General features: G+C 64.1%; 13 protein-coding genes. 8 read left to right on the forward strand and 5 right to left on the reverse strand.

All coding sequences use genetic code 11. The features are described 5' to 3' along the window. Positions 1-2: 2 nt before the first annotated feature. The 3 genes from NKJ76_RS08365 to NKJ76_RS08375 form a co-directional block, all read right to left on the reverse strand. On the reverse strand, positions 3-767 hold the full coding sequence (locus NKJ76_RS08365; RefSeq protein WP_050588119.1) for an MBL fold metallo-hydrolase: 765 nt from the start codon (positions 765-767) through the stop codon (positions 3-5). After that, on the reverse strand, positions 767-1,933 hold the full coding sequence (locus NKJ76_RS08370; protein ID WP_023756519.1) for a diphosphate--fructose-6-phosphate 1-phosphotransferase: 1,167 nt from the start codon (positions 1,931-1,933) through the stop codon (positions 767-769). Before NKJ76_RS08370 ends, NKJ76_RS08365 begins: the two co-directional genes overlap by 1 nt. 99 nt (positions 1,934-2,032) lie before the next feature. Continuing rightward, positions 2,033-2,800 (reverse strand): L,D-transpeptidase, encoded by a 768-nt coding sequence (locus tag NKJ76_RS08375; RefSeq protein WP_023668871.1) that lies wholly within the window; start codon positions 2,798-2,800, stop codon positions 2,033-2,035. Positions 2,801-3,028: 228 nt separating this feature from the next. Here NKJ76_RS08375 and NKJ76_RS08380 point away from each other — a divergent pair, with 228 nt between their 5' ends. The 3 genes from NKJ76_RS08380 to xylB all read left to right on the forward strand — a co-directional run bounded on the left by NKJ76_RS08380 (position 3,029) and on the right by xylB (position 6,538). Beyond that, entirely contained in the window at positions 3,029-3,652 is a 624-nt protein-coding gene (locus NKJ76_RS08380) for a LysE family translocator (RefSeq protein WP_352537191.1), read from the forward strand. A 24-nt stretch (positions 3,653-3,676) separates the two neighbouring features. Next, complete coding sequence (locus NKJ76_RS08385; RefSeq protein ID WP_027049239.1) at positions 3,677-5,002, forward strand: tetratricopeptide repeat protein; 1,326 nt, start codon at positions 3,677-3,679, stop codon at positions 5,000-5,002. Between the two features lie 81 nt (positions 5,003-5,083). Further along, a complete protein-coding gene (gene xylB, locus NKJ76_RS08390; protein ID WP_352537192.1) occupies positions 5,084-6,538 on the forward strand; it encodes a xylulokinase in 1,455 nt (484 codons plus the stop codon). A gap of 221 nt (positions 6,539-6,759) precedes the next feature. On the opposite strand, the gene NKJ76_RS08395 is transcribed toward xylB, so the two are convergent. After that, positions 6,760-7,122 carry a nuclear transport factor 2 family protein gene (locus NKJ76_RS08395; protein WP_023806199.1) on the reverse strand — a complete coding sequence of 121 codons (363 nt, stop codon included), beginning with the start codon at positions 7,120-7,122 and terminating at the stop codon, positions 6,760-6,762. A gap of 113 nt (positions 7,123-7,235) precedes the next feature. Between NKJ76_RS08395 and xylA the strand changes: the two genes are divergently transcribed. Continuing rightward, complete coding sequence (xylA, locus tag NKJ76_RS08400) at positions 7,236-8,561, forward strand: xylose isomerase (RefSeq protein ID WP_352537193.1); 1,326 nt, start codon at positions 7,236-7,238, stop codon at positions 8,559-8,561. Between the two features lie 205 nt (positions 8,562-8,766). Beyond that, positions 8,767-8,970 (forward strand): hypothetical protein, encoded by a 204-nt coding sequence (locus NKJ76_RS08405; protein ID WP_023668865.1) that lies wholly within the window; start codon positions 8,767-8,769, stop codon positions 8,968-8,970. Between the two features lie 61 nt (positions 8,971-9,031). Here the strand turns inward: NKJ76_RS08405 and NKJ76_RS08410 are convergent, their stop codons facing one another. Beyond that, positions 9,032-10,012 (reverse strand): GlxA family transcriptional regulator, encoded by a 981-nt coding sequence (locus NKJ76_RS08410; protein ID WP_023668864.1) that lies wholly within the window; start codon positions 10,010-10,012, stop codon positions 9,032-9,034. 78 nt (positions 10,013-10,090) lie between these two features. Here NKJ76_RS08410 and bcoG point away from each other — a divergent pair, with 78 nt between their 5' ends. The 3 genes from bcoG to NKJ76_RS08425 are packed head-to-tail and all read left to right on the forward strand — an operon-like array spanning position 10,091 to position 12,749. After that, a complete protein-coding gene (bcoG, locus tag NKJ76_RS08415) occupies positions 10,091-11,014 on the forward strand; it encodes a 3-dehydrocarnitine:acetyl-CoA trimethylamine transferase BcoG (RefSeq protein WP_023668863.1) in 924 nt (307 codons plus the stop codon). Between the two features lie 14 nt (positions 11,015-11,028). Continuing rightward, entirely contained in the window at positions 11,029-11,652 is a 624-nt protein-coding gene (locus tag NKJ76_RS08420; RefSeq protein ID WP_352537194.1) for an HD domain-containing protein, read from the forward strand. Positions 11,653-11,654: 2 nt separating this feature from the next. Beyond that, positions 11,655-12,749, forward strand: a complete 1,095-nt coding sequence (locus tag NKJ76_RS08425; RefSeq protein ID WP_352537195.1) for a 3-hydroxyacyl-CoA dehydrogenase NAD-binding domain-containing protein — start codon at positions 11,655-11,657, stop codon at positions 12,747-12,749. Positions 12,750-12,752 lie beyond the last annotated feature (3 nt).

Raw genomic sequence — 12,752 nt, forward strand, 5'->3', positions numbered from 1 at the left:
CGTCAGCGGCCTTCGGTGCGCCTGAGATAGGTTGTGGCGATCTCGCGCATCCGGTTGCCGTCGAAGCTCGGCCCATGGCCGCCATGGCCGAGACGGACAGGCAGATCGAGGAGCCGCTGCATGGTACGGCGATAATCAGGCCGGCAGGAATCCGGCAGGTCGTCGATCAGCATGGAATCGTAGATGGCGTCGCCGGCAAAGAACAACCCGTCCGTCTCTTCGAACAAAGCGATCGAATCCGGCGAATGTCCGGGCAGATGCAGGACGCGGAACTGCCGGTCGCCGAGGTCGACGATGTCGCCCTCGTCCAGCGTGCGCGTCAGCGGCGCCGGCGGGATCTTGTAGTCGGCCGCCGTCCAGCCCGGCGCCGGCAATTTCGAAACGGCGCCGTCGAGATTGTTGAACATGTAGGCGTAGGTCACCTGATCGTTCATGGTCTCGAAATGCTCGGCACTGTGCCGCGGCCCGGCGCGCAGCGGAAACTCGTGCAGCGAGCCGACATGGTCGAGATGGATGTGGGTGGCGACAACGATGAGCGGCTTGCCCTCGGGCGTGTCGATCTCAGGCGCCAGCGGGCAGATGCCCATGCCGGTGTCGACCAGCAGGTCGGCGTCGCGTCCCCTGAAATGCCAGATGTTGGCGCGCACGAAATCATGCACGAACGGCTCGGTCAGCATCGTCGTGCGGTCGTCGATGATCGTCTTGCCGAACCAGTCGCCGACAACGCGCTCGCCACCAAAACGGGTGCCGCCAAAACGGCCGCCCATCAGACGAAGGGCTTTCCCACCTTGTATTTTTCCGGCACCAGCCGCTTCAGGTAAGCCATGCCCGCTTCCGACAGCTGGTTGACATCGGGCTTCATGAAATCGTCGGGCATATGGCGCGTCTTGCCGGCGACGTTCTTCAGCGGCACCTTCTTCAGCACGGTTTTCGTGCCGTCATATTGCAGCGCCACCGAGCCACCGCCTTCGCCGGCAACGGCAACCGCGAAGGCGCCGGCGTCGAAAGCCTCCCGCGCGTCGACGGCGCTGATCGCGCCGACATAGCCGCGCGGCATGTAGCCAAGCGCATCGACGCGGGCGCGCTTGCCCGGCAGGCCTTCGGCGAGCGCACGTTCCAGAGCTGACGGCAGGTCGCTGCCCGACAGTTTGACGTTGCCATGCGCGTCGCGCTCGAGCTTGTCCGGCGGCACCAGGCTTTCGACCAGCGCCTTGCCGTCGGCGGTGCTGACTCCTTCGGAGACGGCGACGATGCAACGCTTGTGGCGGTCGAGCGTGGCGCGCACGTCGTCGATGAAACCGGCGGCGGAGAACGGCCGTTCCGGCACGTAGACCAGATGCGGGCCGCTGTCGGGATCGAGCTGCCAGGCTGCAGCCGCCGCGGTGAGGAAGCCGGCATGCCGACCCATTACGATGCCGACATAGATGCCGGGCAATGCGCGGAAATCGAGATCGACGGACAGGAAGGCGCCGGCGACGAATTCGGCCGCCGAGATGAAGCCCGGCGTGTGGTCGTTTTCCTCGAGGTCGTTGTCGATGGTTTTTGGCGCATGGACGAAAGCAATGCTGCCGCCGGCGGCGTCGGTCAGAATCTGCTGCGTGCCCGACGTGTCGTTGCCACCGATGTAGATGAAAGCGTCGGCGCCGGCCTTCTTCAACCCGTTGAGGATGACTTCGCAATAGGCAGCGTCGGGCTTGTCGCGTGTCGAGCCGAGCGCGGCACTCGGCGTGCCGGCGATCAGCCGCAGCCGGTCCTCTGGGATGGCGGAGAGGTCGACATAGTTGCCGTCACGAATGCCGCGCACGCCGTGGAGCGAGCCCAGCACCTTGGCGCCGGGATGGCGCTTGCGGACTTCCAGCGTGGCCCCGACAACCGTCTGGTTGATGACGGCGGTCGGGCCGCCGCCCTGTGCGATGACAAACGTTCCAGCCATGCTCGATCTCTCCCGGCGCTGTGGTTTTCAAGGCACCTTGGCCTAGCTGGCCGCATCGCGCAACGGGAGTTTCCAGCGGCGCCAAACCGCCGCACAGGATCAGACGACCACGACCGGGTTCTTCTTGGAAACGCGGCTGTAGAGGTCGATGATATCCTGGTTGATCAGGCGCACGCAGCCCGACGACATCGCCTGGCCAATGCTCGCCCATTCCGGCGAACCGTGTATGCGGTAGCCGGTGTCCTTGCCGTCCTGGTAGATGTAGAGGGCGCGTGCGCCGAGCGGGTTGGTGAGGCCACCGGGCTGGCCGTTTTGCCATTTCACCAGTTCCGGCTTGCGCTGGATCATCTCCGGCGGCGGCGTCCAGGTCGGCCATTCCTTGCCGTACTGGATGTTGGCGCGGCCGGACCAGCGGAAGCCGTCCTTGCCGATGCCGACGCCGTAGCGGATGGCGTCGCCGCCCTCCTGCACCAGATAGAGCTTTCGCTCCTGCAGATGCACGACAATGGTGCCGGGCGCCTCGCCGGTCTCGTTGACGACGATCTGGCGGCGGAACTCCGGCTTGACCTTCTGATAGGGCACCGCCGGCACTTCGAAGCCGCCATCGTTGAGCGAGGCGTACATGACATCAGGGCCGGTGACGTTCTTGTCGACGCTGATCGCCGGACGGATCGGCCGCACCGAGCCGGTGACCGTGTCATCCAGCTGGAATTGCGGCAGCTCGAGCGTCGAAGTGCTGCAGCCGGCCATGCCGAGCAGCGTCATGGCGCCGGCCCCTGACAGGACGAAGCGGCGGGAATAGAGATGTTCGGTCTCGTTTGCGTCGCCATTTGCTGGCGGCGTCACATTCTGCGGCAACTCACGCATGCACCCAACCCTACGCTGTCGGCGGGAAACACGGTCCGGCCGGATGGCAGGCAGTTTCGCCAAACATGGTTGAAAAAGGGTGAAGGCCCAACGACCGGTCTTAAGCCTGTGCCGCCAATAGCCGCAGCGATCTGGCGAAATGGTCCGCCGTGCATTTTTGGGAGAGGGCTCTTTACATTCCTCCGCACACGAGGATTTATCCTTTTCTTTGCGCTCAAGGAGACAAAGATGTCGTTCGAAAACTGGGCCGCCTTCGCCGCCGCCTCCACCGTTCTGCTCATCATTCCCGGCCCGACCATTCTTCTGGTCGTGTCCTATGCGCTGGGCCAGGGCTGGCGCACCGCCTTGCCGATGGCCGTCGGCGTGGCGCTGGGCGACTTCACCGCCATGACCCTGTCGATGCTGGGCATCGGCGCGCTGCTGGCCGCGTCGGCGACCGTGTTCACCATTCTGAAGCTGATCGGCGCCTGCTGTCTGGTCTATCTCGGGGTAAAACTGTTTCGCGCCGGCGGCGCGCTCAAAGCTGAACCGCGCACAGATGCCGTCTCGGCCGCCAAGATGATGGCGCACGCCTGGCTGGTCACCGCACTCAACCCGAAGAGCATCACCTTCTTCGTCGCCTTCCTGCCGCAGTTCCTCAACCGGGAAGCCGATTTCTGGACACAGATGCTGATCTTCGAAGCGACCTTCCTGGCGCTCGCCTTCGCCAATGCCTTCGGCTACGCGCTGATCGCGGCGCGCGCCCGCAACGTCGTACGCAACCCCAAGGCGATCCGCATCTTCAACCGCACCGGCGGCACGCTGCTGGTCGGCGCCGGGATCGCCACGGTGGCGATGCGCTCGGGCAATTAGGAACTGCGGAGCATCAGGGCCGATATGGCAGTAAGAGATCCATTCGGCCTAATGTTTTCGGGCGCGACCGAGGCCGGGTTTTCACCCTACAGCCAGGCCGTGCATGAATTGCAATGCTTCGTCGGCGACCCGGTCGGCTCCGTTGACCGCGCCATATCGGCGGATCCCGGTTTCGTCATGGCGCATGTCTTCAAGGGGTATCTGTTCGGCCTCGCCACCGAACGCGAGGCAACGGCGGTCGCCCAGGAATGCCATGCTGCGGCACTGCCGCTTGCCGCGACGCCGCGCGAACAGGCGCATGTGGCGGCCCTTGGCCACCTTGCCGAGGGACGCTGGCATGACGCCGCGCGCCTGCTCGAAGATATCGCCATCGACAACCCGCTCGACGCGGTGGCGTTGCAGGTCGGCCACCAGATCGACTTCTTCACCGGCAATGCCCGCATGCTGCGCGACCGTATCGGCCGCGCGCTACCGTCCTGGCAGAGCGGCATGCCAGGTTATCACGCCATTATCGGTATGCAGGCCTTCGGTCTCGAGGAGATGGGCGACTATGTCAGAGCCGAAAGTTTCGGCCGACAGGCGATCGAGATCGAGCCGCGAGACGGCTGGGCGCAGCATGCGGTCGCCCATGTCATGGAGATGCAGAGCCGGCAACGGGACGGCATCGCCTGGATGCGCGCCAACCCCGAGGCGTGGACGAAGGAAAGCTTCCTGCAGGTGCATAATTGGTGGCATCTGGCGCTGTTCCACTACGATCTCGGCGAGACCGACGAGGTGCTCAAGCTCTATGACGGGCCGATCTATGGCGAGCGTTCGACGCTGGCGCTGAACATGGTCGACGCCTCTGCGATCCTGTGGCGGCTTTATCTCGGCGGTGTCGATGTCGGCGACCGCTGGGCAGCGCTCGCTGCCAACTGGGCGCCGAAGGCTGGAGCCGGCAATTACGCCTTCAACGATGCGCATGCGATGATGGCATTCGTCGGCGCCGGTCTCGAAGCGCCGGTCAAGATCTTGCTCGAAGCCCAGCACGAGGCGATGCGCGGCAGCGACGACAACGCCGCCTTCACCCGGGATGTCGGCCAGCCACTGACGGAAGGCATCAAGGCATTCGGCGAGGGCAATTACAGCGAAGCGGTGCGCCTGATCCGACCGATCCGCGCCATTGCCCATCGCTTTGGCGGCAGCCACGCCCAGCGCGATGTGATTGATCTCACGCTGATCGAGGCGGCGTTGCGCGCCGGCGACACGGCGCTTGCCTGGGCGTTGACGGCCGAGCGCGCACTGGTCCGGCCGGACAGTCCGCTGTCGGCGCTGTTTTCGCAACGCGCCGCCAATTTGTCAGAGAATTGACCCGCGGCGGATCTTGTTTTAAAAACTGGCAAGCCAGATTTTTTCGAGACCCGAAAAAATTAATGGCAATGGGAGGAATGCATGTATCTCGGCCTCGATCTCGGCACGTCGGGCGTCAAGGCGCTGTTGATCGATGCCGGGCAGAAGATCATCGGCTCCGGCCATGCTTCGCTTGACGTATCGCGGCCGCATCCCGGCTGGTCCGAACAAAACCCCGCCGACTGGATCCGCGCCTGCGAGACGGCCATTGCCGAGCTGAAAGCCTCGCACCCGAAAGAGCTTGCCGCGGTCAAGGGCATCGGCCTTTCCGGCCATATGCATGGCGCCACCTTGCTCGATGCCGGCGACCAGGTGCTGCGCCCCTGCATTCTGTGGAACGATACGCGCAGCCACGCTGAGGCCGCGGCGCTCGATGCCGACCCGCGCTTTCGCCAACTCACCGGGAATATCGTCTTCCCCGGCTTCACGGCGCCGAAACTCGCCTGGGTGAAGAACAATGAGCCCTCCGTCTTCGCCAAAGTGGCGAAGGTGCTTTTGCCGAAGGATTTCCTGCGGCTGTGGCTGACCGGCGAGCATATCTCAGAAATGTCCGACTCGGCCGGCACCTCCTGGCTCGATGTCGGCAAACGGCGCTGGTCCCCCGAATTGCTTGCGGCGACATCGCTCGACGAAAGGCAGATGCCGTCGCTGGTCGAAGGCACGGAGAAGGCCGGCGCCTTGCGCGCCGAACTGGCCGCCAGCTGGGGCATAGCATCGGGCACCCCGGTTGCCGGCGGCGCCGGCGATAATGCTGCTTCGGCCTGCGGCATGGGCACGGTCGGCGCCGGCCACGCTTTTGTGTCGCTGGGCACATCTGGCGTGCTGTTTGCCGCCAACGCGTCCTATCTGCCCAATCCGGCCAGCGCGGTGCACACCTTCTGCCATGCCCTGCCCAACACCTGGCACCAGATGGGGGTCATCCTGTCTGCGACCGATTCGCTGAACTGGCTGTCGGAGATTTCAGGCAAGAAGGCCGGCGAATTGACCGCCGAACTTGGCGAGACGCTGAAAGCGCCGAGCGGTGTGTCGTTCCTGCCCTACCTCTCGGGCGAGCGTACGCCACACAATGATTCCGTCATTCGTGGGTCCTTCACCGGACTGGCGCATGAATCCGGCCGCGCAGTGCTGACGCAGGCCGTGCTAGAAGGCGTCGCCTTCGCCTTCCGCGACAGTCTCGAAGCCTTGAAGACGGCGGGCACGATCTTGACGCGGGTGACGGCGATCGGCGGCGGCTCGCGCTCGCGCTACTGGCTGAAGGCGATCGCCACGGCGCTGCAGGTGCCGGTGGACATTCCGGCCGACGGCGATTTCGGCGCGGCGTTTGGGGCGGCAAGGCTTGGGCTGATCGCTGCAATCGGAGCCGATCCGCTGGCGGTGTGTACGGCGCCGAGGACGGATGCGACGATCGAACCGGATGTCCCGCTTGGCGGGGCGTATGCCGATGCCTATCAGCGCTACCGGGCGCTGTATCCGGCGATCAAGGGCGCCATGGCGTGAGTGAGCGCGGGGCACCCGGCAATCACATGAGGGAGCGCGAGGCACCCCCCTCTGCCCTGCCGGGCATCTCCCCCTCAAGGGGGGAGATTGGCAGCTTGCGCGCCGACTCTTTTCTTTCGGCGTTATTGGTTGGCGAAGGTCCGCGTGACTATCAATCTCCCCCCTTGCGGGGGAGATGCCCGGCAGGGCAGAGGGGGGTGTCTCGCGCCACCCTTAATCGATCACTGCGCCGGCACCTTGTCGAGAAACCCGGTGACGCTCTTCAGGCGCCCATTTTCGATAACACCGATATCGGTGCCTTCGATAACCGACGGCACGCCTTCCGGCCCAAGATTCCACGAGAAGCGGATGCGGTCGCCAAACCCGTCCGGCTGGCCCCTCAGCGAGAACCGGAAGCCGGCGAAGCGCTGCTGTACGCCGTCGATCAGCCCAGCAACGCCGGCGTGGCCGTCGCCCTGCATGAGCGGATCGCGGTAGCTGACGTCTTCGGTGAAGGTGGCCTTGAGCAGTTCGGCACGGCGATCCGCATCGGCCTCGTTCCAGGCGGTGATGTAGTTCTGGGCGATCGTGTTGAGGTCGGTCATGGTCTGTCTCCTTCGTTGAGTGGCTTTGACACGAGGCTTTTCACCCCAAGCGAGAGCGAAACCAATTACGCCTGAGGTAATCAGGGTGAACTATTCGAGAGAGGACAGAAATCATGAGCAGCGGATTTTTCGGCGACATCAAAGCGATCAAGTATGAGGGGCCGGATTCGACCAATCCGCTGGCCTACCGCTTCTACAATCCCGACGAGGTGGTGGCCGGCAAACGGCTGGAAGACCATCTGCGCTTCGCCGTCGCCTACTGGCATTCTTTCGCCTGGCCGGGCGGCGATCCCTTTGGCGGCCAGACCTTCGACCGGCCCTGGTTTCCCAAGGCTGGCGGCGTCGACACGATGGAACTGGCCAGGCTGAAAGCCGACGTCGCCTTCGAGATGTTCTCGCTGCTCGGCGCGCCCTATTTCTGCTTCCACGACGCCGACGTGCGGCCGGAAGGCAAGGATTTCTCCGAAAGTGCCGCGCGGCTCGACGAGATCGCCGACTATTTTGCCGCCAAGATGAAGAAGACCGGCGTCAAACTGCTCTGGGGCACGGCCAACCTGTTCTCCAACCGCCGCTTCATGTCGGGCGCCGCCACCAATCCCGATCCGGATGTCTTCGCCTATGCGGCGGCGACGGTGAAAAGCTGCATCGACGTCACGAAGCGGCTGAAGGGCGAGAATTATGTACTGTGGGGCGGGCGCGAGGGCTATGAAACGCTGCTCAACACCGATCTTGCCCGCGAGCAGGAGCAGGCTGGGCGCTTCCTCAGTCTCGTCGTCGACTACAAGCACAAGATTGGCTTCAAAGGCACGATCCTGATCGAGCCGAAGCCGCAGGAGCCGACCAAGCATCAGTACGACTACGACGTTGCCACGGTCTACGGCTTCCTCAAGCGCTTCGGGCTGGAGAAGGAAGTGAAGCTGAACATCGAGCAGGGCCACGCGATTCTTGCCGGCCATTCCTTCGAGCACGAGCTGGCGCTGGCCAATGCGCTCGGCGTCTTCGGCTCGATCGACATGAACCGCAACGACTACCAGTCGGGCTGGGACACCGACCAGTTCCCCAACAATGTGCCCGAGATGGCGCTGGCCTATTACCAGGTGTTGCAGGCCGGCGGCTTCAAGACCGGCGGCACCAATTTCGACGCCAAGCTGCGCCGCCAGTCGCTCGACCCGCAGGACCTGCTGATCGGCCATATCGGCGGCATGGATTCCTGCGCACGAGGCCTCAAGGCAGCCGCCAAGATGGTCGAGGACAAGGCGCTGTCGGGTCCGCTGGCCGAGCGCTATGCCGGTTGGAACACGGCCGAGGGCAAGGCGATGCTGTCGGGCAAGCGCTCGCTGGAAGACATCGCCGAGCGCGTGGTGAAGAAGAAGATCGAGCCGCAGCCACGCTCCGGCCGCCAGGAGTTGCTGGAAAACATCGTCAACCGCTACGTCTGAGGGCGGAAAGCCGATTCGTTGTGCTCAAGGGTGGCTGGATAACATTCCGGTCGCCCCGGAATGGGGTTTGCGCAAGACCCTATCCGACGACAAGGGTTTGCCCTTTGGCGCCCCTCAATGACCTCGCTCTTGCCTTCAAACTGCCGTCACGTATCTCGTATAAGGATGCGGTTGTGGCGGGTGAAAAGGAAGGAGGCGAACCGATATGCAGCATGAACGCGAAATCGACGCCCTGCTCTCATCCGGCGAGACCGGATCGATCATCGACCGGCTGATGGCGCTGCCGCGGCCGACCGACAGCGTGAAAAACGAATGGGATCGTGCTGTCAGCAGCCGATTTGAAGTCCGTCTGGCGAGGCAGATGCGCTCGCAGATGGACGCCGGCAGCGATCGACAGAACGCAGCCTGATCTCCCTTTGTCTGTGCATGTCGTAATCCCAAAACCGCGACACACTTTTGGGCGACATGCATCAACCTCGGCGCAGCCTGACCGGGGCTTCGCCGAACGCTCTTGAAAACGCTCTGGAAAATGCCGCGGCGGACGAGAACCCCGTCCGCCCGGCAATATCCGCCATGGCGATCCGCGTGTCGACCACCAGCCGCCGCGCCGCGCCCAGCCGCAGCCTGAGATAATATGCGCCCGGCGTCTCGCCGATCGACTTGCGAAAAATGCTCTCCAATGTCCGCGCCGTCACCCCGGCGCGTTTTGCCACCGCGTCGATGGTCAGCGGCTGGTCGACATGCGATTCCATCAGCCGGATAGCCTGCGCCAGACGCGGGTCGTAGCCGTCGAGCCGGCCGAGCGAGACCAGCGGCTGCGCGTCGGTCGCGGCGCGCGCCTGGTCGTAGATGAAGACGCTGGCGACATCGAGCGCGACGGCCATGCCGAGCCGGGTGCGGATCAGATGCAGCATCAGGTCGAAGGTCGGCGACGCCCCGCCCGAGGTGAACACCGGTCCGTCGATGACGTAGCGGTCCGGACGCACGTCGACGCCGGGAAAGGCGGAGGAAAAATCCTCCATGTCTTCCCAATGGGTGGTGGCGCTGCGGCCTTCGAGGAGGCCGGCGCGCGCCACCAGCCATGTGCCGGCCTCGACGCCGCCGCAGGCGCGAGCCGCGCGGGCCGCTCGCCGTAATCCGGAAAGCAGAGCCGATGTCGCGTAATTCTGGGTGCCGAAGCCGGCGACGACGACAAGCACGTCGGTCGGCTCGGCCGCATCGAAGCGGCCCCTGACCGCCACCGGCAGGCCGCATGTGGTGACCGGCGCCTCGCCGGTGACCGAGACCAGTTTGAAATCGAACAGCGTCTCGCCTGAGATGCGGTTGGCGGCGCGCAGCGGGTCGACGGTCGACGCCACGCACATGATGGACGAGCCTGAAAACACCAGCAGCGTCACCTTGAGCGGCGATCGCTCAGCGCGAAAGATGGTCGGTTTTTCGCTTTTGATCACGAGAGCTTCGTAAATTGCAAAACAGTTTCCGGCAAGTCGGTCATTGTTAGGGTCTGTTTCTATGGGGAGGAGATGTCCATGCCGCTCGCGATGAACCGTGAGGTTTTCATTACCTGTGCCGTGACCGGGTCCGGCGGCTCGCAGGACCGCTCCCCGCATGTGCCACGCTCGCCCAAGCAGATCGCCGATTCGGCGATCGATGCGGCCAAGGCCGGTGCCGCCATCGTCCACTGCCATGTCCGCGACCCCGAGACCGGCAAGCCGCGCCGCGATGTCCATCTCTACCGCGAAGTGACGGACCGCATCCGCGCGGCAGAAGTCGATGTGATCCTGAACCTGACCGCCGGGATGGGCGGCGACATGGTGTTCGGCTCACCGGAAGCGCCGCTGCCGCTCAATGAAAAAGGCACCGACATGGGCGGCGCCACCAACCGCATGGAACATGTGCGCCAGTGCCTGCCGGAAATCTGCACGCTGGATTGCGGCACCATGAACTTCGCCGAGGCCGATTATGTCATGACCAACACGCCCGGCATGCTGCGCGCAATGGGCGGCATGATGACGGCGCTCGGCGTCAAGCCGGAGATCGAAGCCTTCGATACCGGCCACCTCTGGTTCGCCAAGCAGCTGGTCGAAGAAAAGGTCTTGAATCCCGACGCGCTGGTGCAGCTCTGCATGGGTGTGCCGTGGGGGGCGCCGGACGACCTCAACACCTTCATGGCCATGGTTAACAACGTGCCGTCGACCTGGAACTGGTCGGCCTTCGCCATCGGCCGCAACCAGATGGCCTATGCAGCCGCTGCAGTGCTCGCCGGCGGCAATGTCCGCGTCGGTCTCGAAGACAATCTCTGGCTCGACAAGGGCGTGCTGGCCACCAATGCGCAGCTGGTCGAGCGCGCCGCCAGCATCGTCACCAATCTCGGCGCCAGGATTTTGGGGCCGGAGGAAGTGCGCAGGAAGCTCAACCTCACCAAGCGGGCGCCGATCGCAGCGGCTGCTTAAGACGGGAGCGGATCATGGCTACCGTCAAATTCACTGCGATGAAGGATGGCGACAGGCAAGACTATGAGTTCCTGACCGCCCATGAGATCGACTATGCCGCCAGGACCGGCGAGCGGCTGCTCGACGCACTGGTGCAACTCGACGAAGGCCTGTCGGGCTACAAGATCACCAGGCTCGGCCATTCGCTGCAAGCGGCGACGCGGGCCTGGCGTGACGGCGCCGACACCGACTGGATCGCCTGCGCGCTGCTGCACGACATCGGCGACATCTACGCTCCCTACAATCACGACGAATACGCCGCTTCGATCCTGAAACCTTTCGTGCGCGAGCAATGCACCTGGGTGGTGGAAAAGCATGGCGACTTCCAGCGGCTCTATTACGCGCATCATCTCGGCGGCAACCGCCATGCTCGCGACCGCTTCGCCGGCCATGCCTATTTCGACGATTGCGACCAGTTTTGCGAACGCTGGGACCAGTCGAGCTTCGACCCGGACTTCGACACGCTGCCGACCGAATTCTTCCGGCCCTTCGTGCTCGAAGTCTTCGCCCGCAAGGCCTACGACCCCTCCGTGATCCGCTCCGGCGAGCGCGTGCCTCTCATCGACCCCGAAACCGCCAAGACAAGAACCGGAGCCTGACCATGAGCATCATCAACAAGGCAGCCGCCATTGGCGGCGGTGTCATTGGCGCCGGCTGGGTGGCGCGGCTGCTGCTCAACGGCATCGACGTGTCGATCTTCGATCCGGACCCGGAAGCGGCGCGCAAGGTCTCGGAAGTGATGAAGGGCGCGCGCCGCGCCTACAGGCAGATGGTTCCCGGCGGCCTGCCCAGGGAAGGCAGACTGACCTTTGCCAAGACCATCGCCGAGGCGGTGGCCGATGCCGATTTCATCCAGGAGAGCGTGCCGGAGCGGCTCGACCTCAAACACCGCGTGCTGGCCGAGATCGACCTTTATGCGCCGGCGAACGCCATAGTCGGCTCGTCTACCTCCGGCATCAAGCCGACCGACATGCAGGTCGCGATGAAGAAGCATCCGGAGCGTCTGGTTGTCGGACATCCCTTCAACCCGGTCTACCTGCTGCCGCTGGTCGAGATCGTCGGCGGCGAGCAGACGTTCCCCGAAGCGATCGAGGTTGCCAAGGAAATCTATGCCTCGATCGGCATGAAGCCGGTGGTGATCCGCAAGGAAATCGAGGCCTTTGTCGGCGACCGCCTGCTGGAGGCGGCCTGGCGCGAGGCGCTGTGGCTGATCAAGGACGGCATCTGCACGGTCGAGGAACTCGACGACATCATGCGCTATGGCTTCGGCCTGCGCTGGGCGCAGATGGGCATGTTCCAGGTCTACCGCGTCGCCGGCGGCGAGGCAGGCATGCGCCACTTTATGGCGCAGTTCGGGCCGTGCCTGAAATGGCCGTGGACCAAGCTGATGGACGTGCCGGAGTTCAACGACGAGCTGGTCGATCTGATCGCCACCCAGTCGGACGACCAGGCGCATGGCCTGTCGATCCGTGAGCTGGAAAAGATCCGCGACGACAATCTGGTCGCGATTATGGATGCTCTGTCGAAACAGAACAAAGGCAAGGGCTGGGGCGCCGGCGCCTTGCACAAGGACTATACCAGGCAATTGGCCAAGCTGGCGGCGAAGAAGCCGGCCGCTTCCAGGGCCGCCGAAAAGGCCAAGGCATCCAAGCCGGTGAAGAAGGCGGAAAAGTCGAAGAAAAAGAAGAAGGGCTGAGGA

Origin of the sequence: Mesorhizobium sp. M0029 (assembly GCF_040323735.1) — a bacterium.
GTDB lineage: Bacteria > Pseudomonadota > Alphaproteobacteria > Rhizobiales > Rhizobiaceae > Mesorhizobium.